Origin of the sequence: Thaumasiovibrio subtropicus (genome assembly GCF_019703835.1) — a bacterium.
Classification (GTDB): domain Bacteria; phylum Pseudomonadota; class Gammaproteobacteria; order Enterobacterales; family Vibrionaceae; genus Thaumasiovibrio; species Thaumasiovibrio subtropicus.
Genome location: NZ_AP023054.1, coordinates 1907572 through 1934567, shown reverse-complemented (window position 1 = coordinate 1934567; position 26996 = coordinate 1907572). Strand labels below are relative to the sequence as shown.

The window sequence follows — 26996 nt, the reverse complement described above, 5'->3', positions numbered from 1 at the left end:
AACTTATTTCAAAGGGACAAGGCGATGGCTGACAACAACGACAATCAGAACCCACTCAACGATGCAAAAGAGAATATTGTAAGCCGCGACGGTGCCACTGACTCGACTTCTGCCCAGGAACGACAGAATCAGCAAAATACAGCGGCGAGTACAGTTGCAACGGGCGCTGAAACGTTGCAGGACGACATCGCTGCGGGTGGAGCGCCTGGAGAAGAGTCGGGTGGCGGTAGTGGGAGCGATGCGGCTTCAAGCCAAGGAGGCGGTGGGACGGCCGCTTCATCAGATTCGTCGAATGCGAGTGATAGCAACGCTCAGTCAAACGTTGTCCCAAGTAGTGCTGCCGCGGGTGAAGATAGCGGTGTTCCAGACAGTGGTTCATCTGGTGGTGGTAGCGCGCCGCAAAATGTTGGTGGTGATAGCCAAGAGGCTGCGTCCGGTGAAAGTGAAGGTGATACGAGCGCTGAAGCACAGAATCAAGCTGGTGGTGTTGCATTAGGTAGCAACCAAGAAACGCCAACCTTAGACGAGTCGGAATTTGATACAGAGACGGTGAGTGAAACGTTTGAAGTCAATGTCGAAGATGCACTTGATCCTTCAGTGGCCGTTGAAGATGATTTTGACACAGAAACCGTCTCTGAAACATTTGAAGTCAATGTTGAAAACACGAATGATGGTCCAGAAGCAGAGGATGTTTCATACACCATTGAAGAAGATGGCTCGTTAACCTTTACAACCGAACAATTGCTTGCTGGTGCAAGTGATATTGATGGTGATGATCTTTCTGTTGAGTCGGTGACTTATTCTGGCACCGAGGGTATATTTACTGATAATGGCGACGGTACTTTTACATTCGCACCAAACGACAATTTTAGTGGTCATGTCGATCTTAGCTTTACCGTTTCTGATGGTACTGAAACAGTCGATGCAAATATCGACATTACCGTGCTTGAAGTTAATGACCCGCCAGTGGCAGGTAGTACCACTTATACGGTTGATGAAGATAGCGTTTTAACGTTAACAGCCGAGCAGTTACTAGCGAATAGTTCGGATGTCGAAGGCGATGTGGCTGTAGAGAATGTCAGTTACTCCGGTAGCGACGGCATCTTCACTGACAATGGTGATGGCACTTACAGCTTTGCACCGAACGAAAACTTCGACGGTGATGTCTCACTTGAAGTCACCGTGGTGGATGAAGATGGCGCAACGGCGGAGACCACCGCTGGCATTGATGTATTACCACTCAACGATGTACCAGTCTCCGGTGACTTGGCCTACAGCGTTGATGAAGACGGTTCCATCACCCTTAGCCAAGAGCAGTTGTTGTCACAAGCCTCAGATGTGGAAGGGGATACCTTAACCGCTTCAAACCTCTCGGTTGATGGCAATGCCGAAGTCACGGTAAATGACGATGGCAGTTTCACCATTACCCCAGACGCGAACTTCAATGGCGACATCGATATCAGCTTTGATATCTCTGATGGCACGGATACGGTCGTCGCGAATGCCGACCTCACCGTTAATCCTGTCAACGACTTGCCTTCAGCGGAAGATCAAGCCTTCACCATGAACGAAGATAGCTCGCTGACCTTTACTGATGCGCAGTTGCTTGAGGGTTCAGCAGACATCGATGGTGATGACCTCTCTGTTGAATCTGTGTCGTACACGGGCGATGAAGGTGTGCTCACCGAAAACGGTGATGGCACTTATACCTTTGCGCCAAACGAGAACTTCTCTGGCGATGTCGATATGAGTTTCACGGTCAGTGATGGCACTGATACGGTCGACGCCAGCATTGATATTGCTGTGGGGGAAGTGAACGATCCGCCAGTGGCAGGAAGCACCAGCTATCAAGTCAATGAAGACAGCGTCATCACTATCTCTAACGAGCAGTTGCTTGCCAACAGCAGCGATGTTGAAGGTGACGTCGCAGTAGAGAACGTCAGTTACTCCGGCAGCGACGGTATCTTTACCGACAATGGTGACGGTACGTATAGCTTTGCCCCGAACGAAAACTTCGATGGCGATGTCAGCCTTGATGTCACTGTGGTGGATGAAGATGGCGCAACCGCCGAGACCACGGCAGGCATTGATGTCTTGCCACTCAATGATTTGCCAGTCTCCGGTGACTTGTCCTACAGCGTTGATGAAGATGGTTCCATCACCCTTAGCCAAGAGCAGTTGTTGTCACAAGCGAGCGATGTGGAAGGAGATAACCTTACTGCCTCAAATCTTTCGGTTGATGGCAATGCTGAAGTGACGGTTAATGACGATGGTAGCTTCACGATCACTCCTGATGCGAACTTCAACGGTGACATCGATATCAGCTTTGATATCTCCGACGGCACCGACAGCATTGTTGCCAACGCTGATTTGACCGTTAACCCAGTTAATGACTTGCCTTCAGCGGAAGACCAAGCCTTCACCATGAATGAAGATGGTACGCTGACCTTTACTGATGCGCAGTTGCTTGATGGCTCAGCGGACATCGATGGTGATGACCTTAGCGTCGAATCTGTATCGTACACGGGCGATGAAGGTGTGCTCACCGAAAACGGTGACGGTACTTATACCTTTGCGCCGAACGAGAACTTCTCGGGCGATGTCGACATGAGCTTTACCGTCAGTGATGGTACGGATACGGTCGATGCCAGCATTGATATTGCTGTGGGTGAGGTGAACGATCCACCAGTGGCGGGTAGCACCAGCTATCAAGTCAATGAAGACAGCGTTATCACCATCTCAAACGAGCAGTTGCTCGCCAACAGCAGCGATGTTGAAGGGGATGTGGCTGTAGAGGATGTTAGCTACTCTGGCAGCGACGGTATCTTCACTGACAATGGCGACGGCACTTATAGCTTTGCCCCGAACGAAAACTTCGACGGCGATGTCAGCCTTGATGTCACCGTGGTGGATGAAGAAGGTGCAACCGCCGAGACCACGGCAGGCATTGATGTCTTACCACTCAACGATGTGCCAGTCTCGGGCGACTTGGCTTACAGCGTTGATGAAGATGGTTCCATCACTCTCAGTCAAGAGCAGTTACTCTCGCAAGCGAGCGATGTGGAAGGGGATGACCTTACCGCTTCGAATCTGAGCGTTGATGGCAATGCCGAAGTCACGGTTAACGACGACGGTTCATTCACCATTACCCCTGATGCGAACTTCAACGGCGATATTGATATCAGTTTCGATATCTCTGATGGCACGGATACGGTCGTCGCGAATGCCGACCTTACGGTTAATCCGGTCAACGACCTACCAAGTGCTGAAGATCAAGCCTTCACCATGAACGAAGATGGCACGCTGACCTTCACCGATGCGCAGTTGCTTGACGGCTCAGCAGACATCGATGGTGATGATCTCTCGGTTGAATCTGTGTCGTACACGGGCGATGAAGGCGTGCTCACTGAAAACGGTGATGGCACTTATACCTTTGCGCCGAACGAGAACTTCTCTGGCGATGTCGACATGAGCTTCACGGTCAGTGATGGCACGGATACGGTCGATGCCAGCATTGATATTGCTGTGGGCGAAGTGAACGATCCGCCAGTGGCGGGTGCGACGTCGTACCAAGTCAATGAAGACAGCGTCATCACTATCTCTAACGAGCAGTTGCTTGCGAACAGCAGCGATGTGGAAGGGGACGTCGCTGTAGAGAATGTCAGTTACTCCGGCAGCGACGGTATCTTTACCGACAATGGTGACGGCACTTACAGCTTTGCGCCGAACGAAAACTTCGACGGCGATGTCAGCCTTGATGTCACTGTCGTTGATGAGGATGGTGCAACCGCTGAGACCACCGCAGGTATCGATGTATTACCACTCAACGATGTGCCAGTCTCCGGTGACTTGGCCTACAGCGTCGATGAAGATGGTTCCATCACCCTCAGCCAAGAGCAGTTGTTGTCACAAGCCTCAGATGTGGAGGGGGATAACTTAACCGCTTCAAACCTCTCTGTTGATGGCAATGCCGAAGTCACGGTTAACGATGATGGCTCATTCACCATTACCCCAGATGCGAACTTTAATGGTGACATTGATATCAGCTTTGATATCTCTGACGGTACCGACAGCATTGTCGCCAATGCCGACCTCACCGTTAATCCAGTCAACGACTTGCCTTCAGCGGAAGATCAAGCCTTCACCATGAATGAAGATGGCACGCTGACCTTCACTGATGAACAGTTGCTTGACGGCTCAGCAGACATCGATGGTGATGATCTCTCGGTTGAATCTGTAAGTTATACCGGCGATGAAGGTGTATTGACCGAAAACGGTGACGGTACTTATACCTTTGCGCCGAACGAGAACTTCTCGGGTGATGTCGACATGAGCTTCACGGTCAGTGATGGCACGGATACGGTCGATGCCAGCATTGATATTGCTGTGGGTGAGGTGAACGATCCACCAGTCGCTGGCGCGACGTCGTACCAAGTTAATGAAGACAGCGTCATCACTATCTCTAACGAACAGCTGCTCGCCAACAGCAGTGACGTGGAAGGGGATGTATCGGTTGATAACGTCAGTTACTCCGGCAGCGATGGTATTTTCACCGATAATGGTGATGGCACCTACAGCTTTGCCCCGAATGAAAACTTCGATGGCGATGTCAGCCTTGATGTCACTGTTGTTGATGAAGATGGCGCAACGGCGGAGACCACCGCAGGCATTGATGTCTTACCACTCAACGATGTGCCAGTCTCCGGCGACTTGGCTTACAGCGTCGATGAAGATGGGTCAATTACCCTCAGCCAAGAGCAGTTGTTGTCACAAGCCTCAGATGTGGAAGGGGATACCTTAACCGCTTCAAACCTCTCGGTTGATGGCAATGCCGAAGTGACGGTCAATGACGATGGCAGTTTCACCATTACCCCTGATGCGAATTTCAACGGCGACATCGATATCAGCTTTGATATCTCCGATGGTACCGACAGCATTGTTGCAAATGCCGACCTCACTGTTAATCCAGTCAACGACCTACCAAGTGCTGAAGATCAAGCCTTCACCATGAACGAAGATGGTACCTTGACCTTCACTGATGCGCAGTTGCTTGATGGCTCAGCTGACATCGATGGTGATGACCTCAGCGTTGAGTCGGTGAGTTATACCGGCGATGAGGGTGTCTTGACTGAAAACGGTGATGGCACTTATACCTTTGCGCCGAACGAGAACTTTTCGGGCGATGTCGACATGAGCTTTACCGTCAGTGATGGCACGGATACGGTCGATGCCAGCATTGATATTGCTGTGGGTGAGGTGAACGATCCGCCAGTGGCGGGTGCGACGTCGTACCAAGTCAATGAAGACAGCGTTATCACTATCTCTAACGAGCAGTTGCTTGCGAACAGCAGCGATGTTGAAGGGGATGTATCGGTTGATAACGTTAGCTACTCTGGCAGCGATGGTATTTTCACCGACAATGGGGATGGTACGTATAGCTTTGCCCCGAACGAAAACTTCGATGGCGATGTCAGCCTTGATGTCACTGTGGTGGATGAAGATGGCGCGACTGCTGAGACCACAGCAGGCATTGATGTCTTACCACTCAATGATGTGCCAGTCTCTGGTGACTTGGCCTACAGCGTTGATGAAGATGGTTCCATCACGCTCAGCCAAGAACAGTTACTCTCGCAAGCCTCAGATGTGGAAGGGGATGACCTTACCGCTTCGAACTTGAGTGTTGATGGCAATGCGCAAGTGACAGTCAATGATGACGGCTCATTCACTATCACCCCTGATGCGAACTTTAATGGTGACATCGATATCAGCTTTGATATCTCTGATGGCACGGACAGTATTGTTGCCAATGCCGATCTTACGGTTAATCCGGTCAACGATCTACCAAGTGCTGAAGACCAAGCCTTCACCATGAATGAAGATGGCACGCTGACCTTCACCGACGAGCAGTTGCTTGATGGTTCTGCCGACATCGATGGTGATGACCTCTCTGTTGAATCTGTGTCGTACACGGGCGATGAAGGTGTCTTGACGGAAAACGGTGACGGCACCTATACCTTTGCGCCGAACGAGAACTTCTCTGGCGATGTCGACATGAGCTTCACGGTCAGTGATGGCACGGACACGGTCGATGCCAGCATTGATATTGCTGTCGGTGAGGTGAACGATCCGCCAGTCGCGGGCGCGACGTCGTACCAAGTCAATGAAGACAGTGTCATCACTATCTCTAACGAGCAGCTGCTTGCTAACAGCAGCGATGTGGAAGGGGACGTCGCTGTAGAGAATGTCAGTTACTCTGGCAGCGACGGTATCTTTACCGATAATGGTGACGGCACTTACAGCTTTGCGCCGAATGAAAATTTCGACGGTGATGTCAGCCTTGATGTCACTGTTGTAGATGAAGATGGCGTAACCGCGGAGACCACTGCAGGCATTGATGTCTTACCACTCAATGATGTGCCAGTCTCCGGCGACTTGGCTTACAGCGTCGATGAAGATGGTTCCATCACCCTTAGCCAAGAGCAGTTGTTGTCACAAGCCTCAGATGTGGAGGGGGATAACTTAACCGCTTCAAACCTCTCGGTTGATGGCAATGCGCAAGTGACAGTCAATGATGACGGTAGCTTTACGATCACTCCAGATGCGAACTTCAATGGCGATATTGATATCAGCTTTGATATTTCGGATGGCACGGATACGGTCGTCGCGAATGCCGACCTCACGGTTAATCCAGTCAACGACCTACCAAGTGCTGAAGATCAAGCCTTCACCATGAACGAAGATGGCTCCTTGACCTTCACTGATGCGCAGTTGCTTGAGGGTTCAGCAGACATTGACGGTGACGACCTCAGCGTTGAGTCGGTGAGTTATACCGGCGATGAAGGTGTCTTGACGGAAAACGGTGACGGCACCTATACCTTTGCGCCGAACGAGAACTTCTCTGGCGATGTCGACATGAGCTTCACGGTCAGTGATGGCACGGACACGGTCGATGCCAGCATTGATATTGCTGTCGGTGAGGTGAACGATCCGCCAGTCGCGGGCGCGACGTCGTACCAAGTCAATGAAGACAGTGTCATCACTATCTCTAACGAGCAGTTGCTTGCTAACAGCAGCGATGTGGAAGGGGACGTCGCTGTAGAGAATGTCAGTTACTCCGGCAGCGACGGTATCTTCACTGATAATGGCGACGGCACCTACAGCTTTGCCCCAAATGAAAACTTCGACGGCGATGTCAGCCTTGATGTCACTGTGGTGGATGAAGAGGGCGCAACGGCGGAGACCACCGCAGGCATTGATGTCTTACCACTCAACGATGTGCCAGTCTCTGGTGACTTGGCCTACAGCGTTGATGAAGATGGGTCAATTACTCTCAGTCAAGAGCAATTGTTGTCACAAGCGAGCGATGTGGAAGGGGATAATTTAACCGCTTCAAACCTCTCTGTTGATGGCAATGCGCAAGTGACAGTCAATGATGACGGCTCATTCACTATCACCCCAGAAGCCAACTTCAACGGTGACATCGATATCAGTTTTGATATCTCTGACGGTACCGACAGCATTGTTGCCAATGCCGACCTTACGGTTAATCCTGTCAACGACTTACCAAGTGCTGAAGACCAAGCGTTCACAATGAACGAAGATGGTACGTTGACTTTCACTGATGCGCAGTTGCTTGAGGGTTCAGCAGACATCGATGGTGATGATCTCTCTGTTGAATCTGTGTCGTACACCGGCGATGAAGGTGTCTTGACCGAAAACGGTGATGGTACTTATACCTTTGCGCCGAACGAGAATTTCTCTGGCGATGTCGACATGAGCTTTACCGTCAGCGATGGCACGGATACGGTCGATGCCAGCATTGATATTGCTGTGGGTGAGGTGAACGATCCGCCAGTGGCGGGCAGTACCAGTTATCAAGTCAATGAAGATAGCGTGATTACCATCTCCAACGAGCAGTTGCTTGCCAACAGCAGCGACGTTGAAGGGGATGTGGCCGTTGATAGCGTTAGTTATAGCGGCAGCGACGGTATCTTCACTGACAATGGCGACGGCACTTACAGTTTTGCGCCAAACGAAAACTTCGACGGTGATGTCTCACTTGATGTCACCGTGGTGGATGAAGACGGTGCAACGGCCGAGACCACAGCAGGCATTGATGTCTTGCCGCTCAACGATGTGCCAGTCTCCGGTGACTTGGCTTACAGCGTTGATGAAGATGGTTCCATCACCCTTAGCCAAGAACAGTTACTGTCGCAAGCCTCAGATGTGGAAGGGGATGACCTTACCGCTTCAAACCTCTCGGTTAATGGCAATGCGCAAGTGACCGTCAACGATGATGGCTCATTCACTATCACCCCAGATGCGAACTTCAACGGTGATATCGATATCAGATTTGATATCTCTGATGGCACCGACAGCATTGTTGCCAATGCCGACCTTACGGTTAATCCGGTCAACGACCTACCAAGTGCTGAAGATCAAGCCTTCACCATGAACGAAGATGGCACGCTGACCTTCACTGATGCGCAGTTGCTTGAGGGTTCAGCAGACATTGATGGTGATGATCTCTCGGTTGAATCTGTGTCGTACACGGGCGATGAAGGCGTGCTCACTGAAAACGGTGATGGCACCTATACCTTTGCGCCGAACGAGAACTTCTCGGGCGATGTCGACATGAGCTTCACCGTCAGTGATGGCACGGATACGGTCGATGCCAGCATTGATATTGCTGTCGGTGAGGTGAACGATCCGCCAGTGGCAGGAAGCACCAGCTATCAAGTCAATGAAGACAGCGTCATCACTATCTCTAACGAACAGTTGCTCGCCAACAGCAGTGACGTGGAAGGGGATGTATCGGTTGATAGCGTCACCTACTCTGGCAGCGACGGTATTTTTACCGACAATGGTGACGGCACTTACAGCTTTGCCCCGAACGAAAACTTTAATGGCGATGTCAGTCTTGATGTCACTGTAATCGATGAAGAGGGCGCAACGGCGGAGACCACCGCAGGTATTGATGTCTTGCCACTCAACGATGTGCCAGTCTCTGGTGACTTGGCCTACAGCGTTGATGAAGATGGTTCCATCATCCTCAGCCAAGAGCAGTTACTCTCGCAAGCCTCAGATGTGGAAGGGGATGACCTTACCGCTTCGAACTTGAGCGTTGATGGCAACGCGCAAGTGACCGTTAACGACGACGGCTCATTCACTATTACTCCTGATGCGAACTTCAATGGTGACATTGATATCAGTTTCGATATCTCCGACGGCACCGACAGCATTGTTGCCAATGCCGACCTCACCGTTAATCCAGTCAACGACTTACCAAGTGCTGAAGATCAAGCCTTCACCATGAACGAAGATGGCACCTTGACCTTCACTGATGCGCAATTGCTTGAGGGTTCAGCAGACATTGACGGTGACGATCTCAGCGTTGAGTCGGTGAGTTATACCGGCGATGAAGGTGTCTTGACGGAAAACGGTGACGGCACCTATACCTTTGCGCCGAACGAGAATTTCTCGGGTGATGTGGCTATGAGCTTTACCGTCAGCGATGGCACGGATACGGTGGATGCGAGCATTGATATTGCTGTGGGCGAGGTGAACGATCCGCCAGTCGCGGGCGCGACTTCGTACCAAGTTAATGAAGACAGCGTCATCACTATCTCTAACGAACAGCTGCTCGCGAACAGCAGTGACGTGGAAGGGGATGTGGCTGTAGAGGATGTTAGCTACTCTGGCAGCGACGGTATCTTCACCGACAATGGCGACGGTACTTACAGCTTTGCCCCGAACGAAAACTTCGACGGTGATGTCTCACTTGATGTCACTGTCGTTGATGAAGACGGTGCAACGGCGGAGACCACGGCAGGTATCGATGTATTACCACTCAACGATGTACCAGTCTCGGGCGACTTGGCCTACAGCGTTGATGAAGATGGGTCAATCACTCTCAGTCAAGAGCAATTGTTGTCACAAGCCTCAGATGTGGAAGGGGATAATTTAACCGCTTCAAATCTCTCGGTTGATGGCAATGCGCAAGTGATCGTCAACGATGATGGCTCATTCACTATCACTCCAGATGCGAACTTCAACGGTGATATCGATATCAGATTTGATATCTCTGATGGCACCGACAGCATTGTTGCCAATGCCGACCTCACCGTTAATCCAGTCAACGACTTACCAAGTGCTGAAGACCAAGCCTTCACCATGAATGAAGATGGTACGCTGACCTTCACTGATGAACAGTTGCTTGAGGGTTCAGCAGACATTGATGGTGATCACCTCAGCGTCGAATCTGTGTCGTACACGGGCGATGAAGGTGTATTGACCGAAAACGGTGATGGTACCTATACCTTTGCGCCGAACGAGAACTTCTCTGGCGATGTCGACATGAGCTTCACGGTCAGTGATGGCACGGATACCGTCAATGCCAGCATTGATATTGCTGTCGGTGAGGTGAACGATCCGCCAGTCGCGGGCGCGACGTCGTACCAAGTCAATGAAGACAGTGTCATCACTATCTCTAACGAGCAATTGCTTGCGAACTCTTCGGATGTGGAAGGTGACGTCGCAGTAGAGAACGTCAGTTACTCAGGCAGCGACGGCATCTTCACCGACAATGGCGACGGTACTTATAGCTTCGCCCCGAATGAAAACTTCGATGGCGATGTCTCACTTGAAGTCACCGTGGTGGATGAAGAGGGCGCAACGGCGGAGACCACCGCAGGTATTGATGTCTTGCCACTCAACGATGTGCCAGTCTCGGGTGACTTGGCCTACAGCGTTGATGAAGATGGGTCAATTACCCTTAGCCAAGAGCAGTTGCTCTCGCAAGCCTCGGATGTAGAAGGGGATAATTTAACTGCTTCAAACCTCGCAGTTGATGGCAATGCGCAAGTGACCGTTAACGACGACGGCTCATTCACTATTACTCCTGATGCGAACTTCAATGGTGACATTGATATCAGCTTCGATATCTCCGATGGTACCGACAGCATTGTCGCCAATGCCGACCTTACGGTTAACCCAGTTAACGACTTACCAAGTGCTGAAGATCAAGCCTTCACCATGAATGAAGATGGCACGCTGACCTTCACTGATGCGCAGTTGCTTGAGGGTTCAGCAGACATCGATGGTGATGACCTTAGCATTGAATCTGTGACGTACACGGGCGATGAAGGTGTACTCACTGAAAACGGTGATGGCACCTATACCTTTGCGCCGAACGAGAACTTCAGCGGCGACGTCGACATGAGCTTTACCGTCAGTGATGGCACGGATACGGTCGATGCCAGCATTGATATTACCGTGGGTGAGGTAAATAACCCGCCAGTGGCGGGGGCAACGTCATATCAAGTAGATGAAGATGGTGTCATCACCATTTCTGACGGACAGCTGCTGGCGAATTCTTCCGATGTGGAAGGGGATGTCTTTGTTGATAGCGTGAGCTATGGCGGGGATGATGGCACATTTACCGACAATGGCGACGGCACCTATAGCTTCGCACCGAATGAAAATTTTAATGGCGTTATTAACCTCGAGGTCACTGTTGTTGATGAAGAGGGTGCGAGTGCAGATACAACCGCCGGAATACAGGTGATTGCCGTCAATGACGCACCTGAAACATCGGGTATTACTGCTCAGGTCGATGAAGATAACACCATCACCATTTCGCAAGAGCAACTGCTAGCTAATGCTTCTGATATCGATGGTGATTCACTAACAGCGATTAACCTAGAAACCAATGATCCAAATGCGACGGTAGAGTTGAATGAAGACGGCAGCTATACCATTACTCCTGCTGAAAATTTCTATGGTGAAGTAGAGTTCACGTTTGATGTGACGGATGGCGAGGACATAGTCGCAACTCAACTAGACCTAACCGTCAATCCGGTTAACGATGCTCCCGACGCGGGTGAAGAGATCTTCATTCAAGCGGAGGAAGATCAGACTGTTGGCGTTTCATTGCGAGAAGAACCCACGCTGCGTCTAGATCAAGCGCCAGAACACGGCATTATCGAAGCTAACCTCAATGATGAGTGGGTAGAGCTGGATGTCGGAGTAGAGATCCCAATTGATACTGAAGTCCGCTTTGTCGCAGATGAAGAAGCATTGGCAAATGGTACACACACAACACAGATAGGCACTTTTGATGACAATGCGAGTGTTGATGACTGGGGTGTTGAAGTGGATTCCCATACTCGCGAGTTTACAGATGGTGATCTAACTGTCACGGTGCAAAGTAATGATGGTCCTTTAGGGGCGTGGAACGGCAATACTCATATTGGACACGGCATTGGTGATAACGACAGACAGGGCTTAAGTGGAGACGAAAAACTTACCATTTCCGTCGAAGGGCAAGATATCAACGAAATAAACCTTCACCTGGATGGCGTGGGTGGCTGGTTTATGGAGGAGTCCAAGCACTTTACTGAAGTCGAAATCAAAGCCTTTAATGATGACGGTGAACTCATCGATTCGATGACTTATCACAAAGATGACCGTCATAGCTATGAGACTGATTATACCCTAACAGTTGATGAACCCGTTTCTTATTTTGAGTTGGGGACAATTCAAGGTAACGGCACTTATGTCGTACAGAACATGACAGTGTCACAAACTTGTCCAGATGAGGCCATTTTCACATCCTTGGGTGTTGACGGGACCGAAGTCACTGAAACCGTGTCACTCAACCTGCACCAAGGCGACACAGAGATAGACTTAACAGCAGATTTGCCAAGCTTAGAAGTCGATGGTGAAGCGGCAAATCAGTTTGCGTCAGTTGTGATTACGGAAGAAGAGTTACTTGCACAAGCTACGGATATTGATAGTGACGAACTTGATATAGAAAACCTCGAACTCGTCGGTGAAAACGCTGAACACGCGACACTCACTGACAATGGTGACGGTACTTGGACAGTAACTCCAGAAGCTGATTTCCATGGTGAAATTGAGTTAGGTTACCAAGTCACTGATGGTGAGTTGACTGACAGTAATATCATCAATATTAACTTTGAATCGGTGAATGACGCCCCTATCGTTTCTGGTCCTATTGTTCTGAGTACGGATGAAGATAACTCTATTACATTGACGGACGAGGATTTACTGGCAAATGCCACTGATATTGAAGGTGATGACCTTACTATCAGCGAGGTGAGCTATGGTGGTGATGATGGTCAGTTAACTGACAACGGTGATGGCACATATACCTTTGTTCCCAACGAAAATTTCAATGGTGAAGTGGACCTCGATTTTGCCGTTTATGATGGTACAGATATAACTGACAATCATATTGACCTAACTGTTGTGCCTGTCAATGACGTCCCTGACCCAGGGGCTAGCCTATCTGCAGAAATGTTGATGAACGGTACCATGGTCATTGAAGCGAAAGACTTACTCGCGAATGCCTCGGATGTTGACGGCGATATTCTTCATATCGAGAACCTACTACTCACTGATCAAACACAAGGTTCCCTTGTCGACAATGGCGATAACACTTTCACTTTCACTCCCGCTGAAGATTTCTCTGGTGACGTTAGTTTGAGCTTCGATGTGAGTGATGGTTTGGCGAGTGCGTCGAACACGATGGACATTGAAGTTGTATTAACCAACGAAGGGCCAGACGTTAGCGGCCCTATTGAAGCGACGGTTGAGGAAGATGGGACCATTACGTTAACGCAAGAGACATTACTTGCGAATGCTTCAGATGCAGACGGTGACGATCTTGCCGCGACCAACCTAGTGACTAATGACCCAAATGCGGCAGTTGTGCAAAATGATGATGGCAGCTTCACAATTACGCCATCTCAGGACTTTAATGGAGATATCGACTTTACCTACGATGTCACTGATGGAATTGAAACCGTTGTCGCTGATCTAGCGCTGACTGTCACCCCGGTTAATGACCTGCCTGATGTACCAGATCTTGTGTTTAATACCCAAGAAGACGAGGCGTTAGTGGTCACCGAAGAGCAGTTGTTAGCGCAAGCAACGGATATCGAAGGGGATGATCTCTCCGTTGTTAACTTAACCTCAAATGACCCGAATGCGACAGTTGAAGACAATGGTGATGGGACGTACACCATAACACCAGCTCAAGATTTCTATGGGCAAGTCGAGTTGAGTTTTGACGTCAGTGACGGTACTGACGTTGTTGGTGCCAATATCGATCTCAATGTGGAATTTGTTAATGATGCTCCGCAAGCCGAGCCGGTAAGCGCTGAAGTGGAAGAAGATGGCACTATTCTCGTCACTCAAGAGATGTTGTTAGAAAATGCCACTGATGTTGACGGCGATTTCATTATTGCAGAAAACTTGGCAACGAACGATCCCAATGCGACTGTCGTTGATAACGGTGATGGTACCTTTAGTGTGACGCCGTCACCGGATTTCAACGGTGAGATTTCCTTTAGCTATGATGTGAGTGATGGCGAGGCATCGACGCAGACGTCACTGAATTTAAGTGTGACGCCTGTTAATGATACGCCTGTTGGTGAAGACCAAGCCTTTACGATGAACGAAGACGGCACATTGCTCTTTACTGACGAGCAACTTCTCGCAGGCGCATCAGATATAGACGGAGACACGCTATCGATAGAAAGTGTGTCATATAGCGGTGAAGATGGTGCGCTTGTCGCAAATGGGGATGGAACCTATACCTTTACACCTACGGAACATTTTAGTGGCGAAGTGCAGTTAGACTTCACGGTTACTGATGGTATTGAGACCGTTGCACAGACTCTTGATGTTAATGTTGAAGCGATTGCAGACCGACCAGATTTAGAGATCACGGATGGTGAGGGCAATGCGATTCCAGAATCAGGCATTGTGACTGACCCCGATGAGTCAATCGAGTTAAACATCAGTGCTGCCTTGGTCGACCAAGATCTTTCTGAAACCTTAACGGTAGAAGTTGGCGGGGTGCCAGAAGGATCGGTAATCAGTTACGATGGCGATGCAGTCCTTGATGCGCAAGATAACGGCTTAACCAGTTACGCCGACTCCGAAGTCACTGTAACCTTCCAAGGTGAAGGTGCCGGGTTCCTCAATACAGTCGGTTACTACAAAGTCGATGAGAGCGGTGAAATAAAAGACGTTGAGCTTGTTTATGAAAACGCTTCTCAGGGCGCAGATGGCGACTTGGTACCCGGTGAATCGTCATTTACCTTTGACTTAGAAGAAGGCGAGAGTTTTAACCTCTTTATCGTGCCAAATGGTTTTAGTCATAATGATTTCGATGCAATGGAGAACGGCCAGTTTGTTTTCCGAGATCAAGACGGCAATCCGGCGACCATGGACTCGACCGACCCTCAACTTATTTTTGTAGGAGAGGATGGGAGTGAAACGGTTGTACAAGGCCAATTTGGTGATGCTGTTTTCCATGGTGGAACAAGTGAAAACTTGAACCAAGATGGTATCGAGCATACTCGTACGTCTTTAAATGAAGATGGAGAAATCGTTTACGGTATCGAGGACCTCTACAATGGTGGAGATATGGACTTCGATGATTTCAATTTCACGATTGATATGGGTGAAGTGAACACCCAAATCTACCAAGGTGAAATTGAAGTCGGTGAAAGTGGTGCATTTACATTGCCAACAGTCGCCATTGATCAAACCATAACACTCGATTTGCCTGAAGACTTTAGTGGTGAGTTTGATATTGTGGTCAATGCCACAGCGACAGAACTGTCCAATGACGATCAATCTGCCAATGTCCAAACGATTCATGTAGATGCTCGCGAACATGCGCCAGAATCAGACTCTGTTTCTGCTCAAGTGGAAGAAGATGGTTCTATAACGATCACTCAAGAAGCGTTGTTGGCTAACGCCACCGATTTGAATGGCGATGACCTTACAGCAACAAATCTTTCAACTAATGATGAAAATGCCACTATTCAAGATAATGGCGATGGTAGCTATACAATTACACCATCAGCGGATTTCAATGGTGATATTGAGTTTACATTTGATGTGACTGATGGTGAATTCACTGTTGCTACCGACCTGAATCTTACAGTCACACCAGTGAATGATGCTCCTGAAGCACAAGATCAAGCCTTCACCATGAACGAAGATGGTACGTTGACCTTTACTGATGCGCAGTTGCTTGACGGCTCAGCAGACATCGATGGTGATGACCTTAGCGTCGAATCTGTATCGTACACGGGCGATGAAGGTGTCTTAACGGAAAACGGTGACGGCACCTATACCTTTGCGCCGAACGAGAACTTCTCGGGCGATGTGGATATGAGCTTCACCGTCAGTGATGGTACGGATACGGTCGATGCCAGCATTGATATTGCTGTGGGTGAAGTGAACGATCCGCCAGTCGCTGGCGCGACGTCGTACCAAGTCAATGAAGACAGTGTCATCACGATTTCTAACGAGCAGTTGCTTGCGAACGCTTCGGATGTTGAAGGGGATGTAGCCGTTGATAGCGTTAGTTATAGCGGCAGCGACGGTATCTTCACTGACAATGGCGACGGCACTTACAGTTTTGCGCCAAACGAAAACTTCGATGGCGATGTCAGCCTTGATGTCACCGTGGTGGATGAAGATGGCGCAACGGCGGAGACCACAGCAGGTATCGATGTCTTGCCACTCAACGATGTGCCAGTCTCGGGCGACTTGGCCTACAGCGTCGATGAAGATGGGTCAATTATCCTCAGCCAAGAGCAATTGTTATCACAAGCGAGCGATGTCGAGGGAGATGACCTTACTGCTTCGAATCTGAGCGTTGATGGCAATGCTGAAGTCACGGTAAATGACGACGGTTCATTCACTATCACCCCAGATGCGAACTTCAATGGCGACATCGATATCAGCTTTGACATCTCCGATGGCACCGACAGCATTGTTGCCAATGCCGACCTTACGGTTAATCCAGTCAACGACTTACCAAGTGCTGAAGACCAAGCCTTCACCATGAACGAAGAGGGTACGCTGACCTTCACTGATGCGCAGTTGCTTGAGGGTTCAGCAGACATCGATGGTGATGACCTCAGCGTTGAATCTGTGTCGTACACCGGTGATGAAGGTGTCTTGACGGAAAACGGAGACGGTACTTATACCTTTGCGCCGAACGAGAACTTCTCTGGCGATGTCGACATGAGCTTTACCGTCAGTGATGGCACGGATACGGTCGATGCCAGCATTGATATTGCTGTGGGTGAGGTGAACGATCCGCCAGTGGCAGGAAGCACCAGTTATCAAGTCAATGAAGATAGTGTCATCACCATTTCTAACGAGCAATTGCTTGCGAACTCTTCGGATGTTGAAGGCGATGTGGCTGTAGAGAATGTCAGTTACTCAGGTAGCGACGGCATCTTCACCGACAATGGAGATGGTACCTACAGCTTTGCGCCAAACGAAAACTTCGACGGCGATGTCTCACTTGAAGTCACTGTGGTGGATGAAGATGGCGCAACTGCTGACACCACCGCAGGTATTGATGTCTTACCACTCAACGATGTGCCAGTCTCCGGTGACTTGGCTTACAGCGTTGATGAAGATGGGTCAATTATCCTCAGCCAAGAGCAACTGTTATCACAAGCGAGCGATGTCGAGGGAGATGACCTTACTGCTTCGAATCTGAGCGTTGATGGCAATGCTGAAGTCACGGTAAATGACGACGGTTCATTCACTATCACCCCAGATGCGAACTTCAATGGCGACATCGATATCAGCTTTGACATCTCCGATGGCACCGACAGCATTGTCGCCAATGCCGACCTCACCGTTAATCCAGTCAACGACTTACCATCGGCTGAAGACCAAGCCTTCACCATGAATGAAGATGGTACGTTGACCTTCACCGACGAGCAGTTGCTTGAGGGTTCAGCAGACATCGATGGTGATGATCTCAGCGTTGAGTCGGTGAGTTATACCGGCGATGAGGGTGTCTTGACTGAAAACGGTGATGGCACCTATACCTTTGCGCCGAACGAGAACTTCTCGGGCGATGTCGATATGAGCTTCACCGTCAGTGATGGCACGGACACGGTCGATGCCAGCATTGATATTGCTGTGGGTGAGGTGAACGATCCGCCAGTGGCGGGTAGCACCAGCTATCAAGTCAATGAAGATAGTGTCATCACCATTTCTAACGAGCAGTTGCTTGCGAACGCTTCGGATGTTGAAGGGGATGTGGCTGTAGAGAAGGTCAGTTATTCCGGCAGCGACGGTATCTTTACCGACAATGGCGATGGCACCTACAGCTTTGCCCCGAACGAAAACTTCGACGGCGATGTCAGCTTTGATGTCACCGTGGTGGATGAAGAGGGCGCAACGGCGGAGACCACCGCAGGCATTGATGTCTTACCACTCAACGATGTGCCAGTCTCAGGTGACTTGTCCTACAGCGTTGATGAAGATGGGTCCATCACCCTTAGCCAAGAGCAGTTGTTATCACAAGCCTCGGATGTAGAAGGTGATGACCTTACCGCTTCGAACTTGAGCGTTGATGGTAATGCCGAAGTCACGGTAAATGACGACGGCTCATTCACTATCACCCCAGATGCGAACTTTAATGGCGACATTGATATCAGCTTTGATATCTCTGATGGCACGGATACGGTCGTCGCGAATGCCGACCTCACCGTTAATCCTGTCAACGACTTACCAAGTGCTGAAGACCAAGCCTTCACCATGAACGAAGATGGTACGTTGACCTTCACCGACGAGCAGTTGCTTGAGGGTTCAGCAGACATCGATGGTGATGATCTCAGCGTTGAGTCGGTGAGTTATACCGGCGATGAGGGTGTCTTGACTGAAAACGGTGATGGCACCTATACCTTTGCGCCGAACGAGAACTTCTCTGGCGATGTGGATATGAGCTTTACCGTCAGTGATGGCACGGATACGGTCGATGCCAGCATTGATATTGCCGTCGGTGAAGTCAACGATCCACCTGTGGCGGGTAGCACTAGCTATCAAGTCAATGAAGACAGCGTGATTACTATCTCCAACGAGCAATTGCTTGCGAATAGCAGTGATGTTGAAGGCGATGTATCGGTTGATAACGTCAGTTACTCCGGCAGCGACGGCATCTTTACCGACAATGGCGATGGTACTTACAGTTTCGCACCGAACGAAAACTTCGACGGCGATGTCTCACTTGAAGTCACTGTGGTCGATGAAGAGGGCGCAACGTCGGAGACCACCGCAGGTATTGATGTCTTACCACTCAACGATGTGCCAGTCTCCGGTGACTTGGCTTACAGCGTTGATGAAGATGGGTCAATCACTCTCAGCCAAGAGCAATTGTTATCACAAGCGAGTGATGTCGAGGGAGATGACCTTACCGTTTCGAATTTGAGCGTTGATGGCAATGCCGAAGTCACGGTTAACGACGACGGCTCATTCACTATCACCCCAGATGCGAACTTCAACGGTGATATCGATATCAGCTTTGATATCTCTGATGGCACCGACAGCATTGTTGCCAATGCCGACCTCACCGTTAATCCAGTCAACGACCTACCAAGTGCTGAAGATCAAGCCTTCACCATGAATGAAGATGGTACGCTGACCTTCACTGATGCGCAGTTGCTTGAGGGTTCAGCAGACATTGACGGTGATGACCTCAGCGTCGAATCTGTGTCGTACACGGGCGATGAAGGCGTGCTCACTGAAAACGGAGACGGCACTTATACCTTTGCGCCGAACGAGAACTTCTCGGGCGATGTCGACATGAGCTTCACCGTCAGCGATGGCACCGATACCGTCGATGCCAGCATTGATATTGCTGTGGGTGAAGTGAACGATCCGCCAGTCGCTGGCGCGACGTCGTACCAAGTCAATGAAGACAGTGTCATCACGATTTCTGACGAGCAGTTGCTTGCCAACAGCAGTGACGTGGAAGGGGATGTGGCTGTAGAGAATGTCAGTTACTCCGGCAGCGATGGTATCTTCACTGATAATGGCGACGGCACCTACAGCTTTGCCCCAAATGAAAACTTCGATGGTGATGTCAGCCTTGATGTCACTGTCGTTGATGAAGAGGGCGCAACGGCGGAGACTACCGCAGGCATTGATGTCTTACCACTCAACGATGTGCCAGTCTCTGGTGACTTGGCCTACAGCGTTGATGAAGATGGGTCAATCACTCTCAGTCAAGAGCAATTGTTGTCACAAGCCTCGGATGTAGAAGGTGATGACCTCACCGCTTCGAACCTGAGCGTCGATGGCAATGCTGAAGTCACGGTAAATGACGACGGTTCATTCACTATCACCCCAGATGCGAACTTCAATGGCGACATTGATATCAGCTTTGACATCTCCGATGGCACCGACAGCATTGTCGCTAACGCTGACTTGACGGTTAATCCTGTCAACGACTTACCAAGTGCTGAAGATCAAGCCTTCACCATGAATGAAGATGGTACGTTGACCTTCACCGATGCGCAGTTGCTTGAGGGTTCAGCAGACATCGATGGTGATGATCTCTCGGTTGAATCTGTGTCGTACACGGGCGATGAAGGCGTGCTCACTGAAAACGGAGACGGCACTTATACCTTTGCGCCGAACGAGAACTTCTCGGGCGATGTCGACATGAGCTTCACCGTCAGCGATGGCACCGATACCGTCGATGCCAGCATTGATATTGCTGTGGGTGAAGTGAACGATCCGCCAGTGGCGGGCGCGACGTCGTACCAAGTCAATGAAGACAGTGTCATCACGATTTCTGACGAGCAGTTGCTTGCCAACAGCAGTGACGTGGAAGGGGATGTGGCTGTAGAGAATGTCAGTTACTCCGGCAGCGATGGTATCTTCACTGATAATGGCGACGGCACCTACAGCTTTGCCCCGAATGAAAACTTCGATGGCGATGTCAGCCTTGATGTCATTGTTGTTGATGAAGATGGCGCAACCGCGGAGACCACCGCAGGTATCGATGTATTACCACTCAACGATGTGCCAGTCTCGGGCGACTTGGCCTACAGCGTTGATGAAGATGGTTCCATCACCCTTAGCCAAGAGCAATTGTTGTCACAAGCCTCAGATGTAGAAGGGGATAACTTAACCGCTTCAAACCTCGCTGTTGATGGCAATGCCGAAGTCACGGTTAACGATGATGGCTCATTCACCATTACCCCAGATGCGAACTTTAATGGTGACATTGATATCAGCTTTGATATCTCTGACGGCACGGATACGGTCGTCGCGAATGCCGACCTCACCGTTAACCCAGTCAACGACCTACCAAGAGCTGAAGATCAAGCCTTCACCATGAACGAAGATGGCACCTTGACCTTCACTGATGCGCAATTGCTTGAGGGCTCAGCAGACATCGATGGTGATGACCTTAGCGTCGAATCTGTATCGTACACGGGCGATGAAGGTGTGCTCACTGAAAACGGTGATGGCACTTATACCTTTGCGCCGAACGAGAACTTCTCTGGCGATGTCGACATGAGCTTCACGGTCAGTGATGGCACGGATACGGTCGATGCCAGCATTGATATTGCTGTGGGCGAAGTGAACGATCCGCCAGTGGCGGGTAGCACCAGCTATCAAGTCAATGAAGACAGTGTCATCACTATCTCTAACGAGCAGTTGCTCGCCAACAGCAGTGACGTGGAAGGGGATGTAGCTGTAGAGAACGTCAGTTACTCCGGCAGCGACGGTATCTTTACCGACAATGGCGACGGCACCTACAGCTTTGCCCCGAACGAAAACTTCGACGGCGATGTCAGCCTTGATGTCACTGTGGTTGATGAAGATGGCGCAACCGCTGAGACCACCGCAGGCATTGATGTCTTACCACTCAATGATGTGCCAGTCTCGGGCGACTTGGCCTACAGCGTTGATGAAGATGGGTCAATTACTCTTAGTCAAGAGCAGTTGTTGTCACAAGCGAGTGATGTGGAAGGAGATAACCTTACCGCTTCGAACCTGAGCGTCGATGGCAATGCCGAAGTCACGGTTAACGACGACGGCTCATTCACTATCACCCCAGATGCGAACTTCAACGGTGATATCGATATCAGCTTTGATATCTCTGATGGCACCGACAGCATTGTTGCCAATGCCGACCTCACCGTTAATCCAGTCAACGACTTACCAAGTGCTGAAGATCAAGCGTTCACCATGAACGAAGATGGTACGTTGACCTTCACCGATGCGCAGCTGCTTGACGGTTCTGCCGACATCGATGGTGATGACCTTAGCGTTGAGTCTGTGTCGTACACGGGCGATGAAGGTGTGCTCACTGAAAACGGTGACGGCACCTATACCTTTGCGCCGAACGAGAACTTCAGCGGCGACGTCGACATGAGTTTCACGGTCAGTGATGGCACGGATACGGTCGACGCCAGCATTGATATTGCTGTGGGTGAAGTGAACGATCCGCCAGTGGCAGGAAGCACCAGCTATCAAGTCAATGAAGACAGCGTCATTAAGATCTCGGACGAGCAGTTGCTTGCCAATAGCAGTGATGTGGAAGGAGACGTCGCTGTTGAGACTGTCAGTTACTCCGGCAGCGATGGTATCTTCACCGATAATGGCGATGGTACCTACAGCTTTGCACCAAACGAAAACTTCGATGGCGATGTCTCACTTGATGTCACCGTGGTGGATGAAGACGGTGCAATGGCGGAGACCACCGCAGGTATCGATGTCTTACCACTCAACGATGTGCCAGTCTCCGGTGACTTGGCCTACAGCGTTGATGAAGATGGGTCAATCACCCTCAGCCAAGAGCAGTTGCTCTCACAAGCGAGCGATGTGGAAGGGGATAATTTAACTGCTTCAAATCTCTCGGTTGATGGCAATGCGCAAGTGATCGTCAATGACGACGGCAGTTTCACCATCACCCCAGATGCGAACTTCAATGGTGACATTGATATCAGTTTCGATATCTCCGACGGTACCGACAGCATTGTCGCCAATGCCGACCTTACGGTTAACCCAATCAACGACTTGCCTTCAGCGGAAGATCAAGCGTTCACCATGAACGAAGATGGTACGTTGACCTTCACCGATGCGCAGCTGCTTGACGGTTCTGCCGACATCGATGGTGATGACCTTAGCGTTGAGTCTGTGTCGTACACGGGCGATGAAGGTGTATTGACCGAAAACGGTGACGGCACCTATACCTTTGCGCCGAACGAGAACTTCAGCGGCGACGTCGACATGAGCTTCACTGTCAGTGATGGCACGGATACGGTCGATGCGAGCATTGATATTGCTGTGGGCGAGGTAAACGATCCGCCAGTAGCTGGCGCGACGTCGTACCAAGTCAATGAAGACAGTGTTATCACTATCTCTAACGAACAGTTGCTTGCCAACAGCAGTGATGTCGAAGGCGATGTGGCTGTAGAGAATGTCAGTTACTCAGGTAGCGACGGCATCTTCACCGACAATGGAGATGGTACCTACAGCTTTGCCCCGAACGAAAATTTCGATGGCGATGTCTCACTTGATGTCACTGTCGTTGATGAAGAGGGCGCAACGGCCGAGACCACTGCAGGTATCGATGTCTTGCCTCTCAACGATGTACCAGTCTCCGGCGACTTGGCCTACAGCGTTGATGAAGATGGTTCCATCACCCTTAGCCAAGAGCAGTTGTTATCACAAGCCTCGGATGTAGAAGGGGATGACCTCACCGCTTCGAACCTGAGCGTCGATGGCAATGCCGAAGTCACGGTTAACGACGACGGCTCATTCACCATTACTCCTGATGCGAATTTCAATGGCGACATCGATATCAGTTTTGATATCTCTGACGGCACCGACAGCATTGTTGCCAATGCCGACCTTACCGTTAATCCTGTCAACGACTTGCCAAGTGCTGAAGATCAAGCCTTCACCATGAATGAAGATGGCACGCTGACCTTCACCGATGCGCAGTTGCTTGATGGCTCAGCAGACATCGATGGTGATGATCTTTCGGTTGAATCTGTGAGTTATACCGGCAATGAAGGTGTCTTGACGGAAAATGGCGATGGTACTTATACCTTTGCGCCGAATGAGAACTTCTCTGGCGATGTGGCTATGAGCTTCACCGTCAGTGATGGCACCGGTACGGTCGATGCCAGCATTGATATTGCTGTCGGTGAGGTGAACGATCCGCCAGTCGCGGGCGCGACGTCGTACCAAGTCAATGAAGACAGTGTCATCACTATCTCTAACGAGCAGCTGCTTGCTAACAGCAGCGATGTGGAAGGGGACGTCGCTGTAGAGAATGTCAGTTACTCCGGCAGCGACGGTATCTTTACCGACAATGGCGACGGCACTTACAGCTTCGCGCCGAATGAAAACTTTAATGGTGATTTGTCGCTAGATGTCACCGTGACTGACGAAGATGGTGCTGCTGCACAGACAACCGCTGATATTGCCGTTATTGCCGTTAATGATGCACCAGAAACGACACCTGTCTCTGCGACGGTTTCTGAAGATGGCGTAATAACGATTACCCAAGATGATCTTCTCGCTAACGCTTCTGATGTCGAAGGTGACGATTTAACCGCGTTGAACCTACAGACATCTGATCCAAATGCGACTATCGTTCAAAACATCGATGGCAGCTATACAGTAACGCCAAGCGAGAATTTCAATGGCGAGATTGAGTTTACCTATGACGTTTCTGATGGTACCGACATTGTATCTACAGAACTCAATCTGACCGTTACACCTGAAAACGACGCACCTTCTGCGCCTTCTTTAGAACTGTTAGGTGAAGAAGATCAAGTGTTAGTGATTGATCCTGCCTTCATTGAAGAGCAGTCCGAAGATCTCGATGGTGATGATGTTACCTTAACAAACCTTATTGTTAAGCAGCCACAGAATGCGACGATTCAAGTTCAGCCAGATGGCATGTATCACCTCATTGCGCCTCAAGATTTCAACGGTTTGGTTGAGTTGGCTTACCAGTTAACTGATGGCACTGAAACCGTTGAAGGTTCACTAAATGTCGATGTAATCCCTGTCAATGATGCGCCATTTACGGATGGTAATGCTCACCTAACCACTTCTGAGGATGGCGCGTTTACTTTCAATGCAGACGACATGCTCAATCTGTTTGGTGATATTGATACGGAAGATTTAGTTGTTTCCCGTGTGATTACAGCGGATGGAGAAGACGGCGGGGAGTTAACTGACAACGGGGATGGCACATGGACCTTTACGCCTACTGAAGACTTTGCAGGTACAGCAGGAATGCAAGTTGTCGTCTCAGATGGCTATGAAGAGACGACATTGGAAGTCCCTGTTTTTGTCAGACCTGTTGCCGACGGTGCTGTCATTACGACAGATCATGAGGGGCCTTTGGTGTTCTCTGAGGACTCAACAGGACACCTTGGTCTAAACGTTGATTTGCTCGATGACTCTGAGGTCTTGAGTAACTTAGTGATGACGGGCTTCCCCGTTGGCTTCGTTGTCAGCGATGGAACGAACACTGTCGAGATTACACAAGAGGGCCAATACATTGATATTGATGATTGGGACATCAGTGACTTGGCGTTGACGCCACCCGAAGACTTTAGCGGTAACTTCTTCATTACCGTAACAGCAACCACCGTCGACTATGGGGACGAAAGTTCGAGCATTCTTACTGACCCATCAGAAAGCTATGCTGACTTCAAAGTAGAAGAAGGCGAAGAGATTATCTTAACTGCCGACGACTTACTTGAGATGGCTGAAAATACAGAACCGCAAGATGGCGACAACGTCGAGTTTGTACATCTTATGGACGACAGTCAGGGAAGCCTAATCGATAACGGTGATGGGACATGGACGTTTACACCGGCAGATGGCTTTACGGGTGATCTTGACTTTGCTTACGTGATTGAACGCGATGGGGAACTGATTGATGAGCAAAGTTCCATTGGTGTTGTGCCTCAAGGTGAACTTAACCCTGAGAACCAAGCACCAACAGTCGATGCCATAGCTGAAGCAAGCATTGATGAAGGGGAAGCGATCACATTCACTGCTGAAGAACTACTGGCACAAATCTCCGACCTAGATGGCGATGCGATAGACCTCGAGTCAGTGCAATTGATTTCTGGACAGGGGCTGTTTGAACATAATGATGACGGCACTTATAGCTTTACGCCAGCAGAGGGCTTTAGTGGCCAAGCTCAAATTGGCTTCGTAGCATCGGACGGAAGTGAAAGTGTTCGAAGTGTCGTTAATATCGAGGTGGGAGAAGCCGGGGTCGAGAGCACGCCGCTCTTACCAGATGATGATGGTGCAATTGTCGTGAGTAGAGAAGACATTATGGCGGCAATGAATCTGTCAGGCGATGTCAATTTCGATGACGTGGATTACAGTGGTGACCAAGGTACCTTGATTGAGAACGATGAGGACGGCTGGACATTCTGGCCAGACGACGATTTCGCAGGGGACTTAGCGCTGGATGTTGGGGTTGATGGAGCGCAGCCAATAGAGGTTAATTTGGATGTACTGATGGAGTCTCAACAAGCACCGGAAGCGACGATAGCAACCGTAGATGACGAGGAGCCGCAAGTACAAGCTGAAGCTAACACGGCTGAGGATGTCTCTGATGTCGAAGATACTGCCGATATAGAAGCAGCACCTGGTGATGAAGTTCGAATCGCTATCCCAGACGAGGTTGTTGGGAATGATGCGGTGGAGTCGGTCGAAATCACAGGGCTACCAGACGGGGCAGAAGTGTCTGGTGCACTAGAAGTCGATGGATCTCACATGGTGAGTGGAGACCTTTCTCAGCCGTTAAAAGTCACGTTTGATAGCGAGTTCCAAGGCAGTAGTGATGTTGAATTTACCGGCCTAGATAGCAACGACATCGCAGTAGACGGCGCTAGCGCAACGTTGACGATAGACGTAGATGAGGCGCATGAGATGAAGACCACTTCGGCAACTGATGACCAGTCCAGCTACAACAGCGATTCAGATTCAAGCGGCGGTGGCGATTGGACGTCGTCGGATCAATCAGATGTCGGTGTCGATGTTATGGATGACAGCGCCAGCTTTGACCAAGATGCTGGTTTAGGTAACAACCAAGATCATGGCCAGTTTGACGATAACTTCTAACTGAGAGTGGGGTA

1 protein-coding gene is annotated in these 26996 nt (G+C 50.0%); it reads left to right on the top strand.

What is annotated here, in order from left to right; translation table 11 throughout:
• Positions 1 to 24: 24 nt before the first annotated feature.
• Positions 25 to 26982, top strand: a complete 26958-nt coding sequence (locus tag TSUB_RS08645; RefSeq protein ID WP_087018392.1) for a tandem-95 repeat protein — start codon at positions 25 to 27, stop codon at positions 26980 to 26982.
• Positions 26983 to 26996: the final 14 nt, after the last annotated feature.

What these genes read in the sequence shown, in the direction of transcription:
- TSUB_RS08645 (WP_087018392.1), top strand. Translation starts at nt 25, where the DNA reads ATGGCTGACAACAACGACAATCAGAACCCACTCAACGATGCAAAAGAG.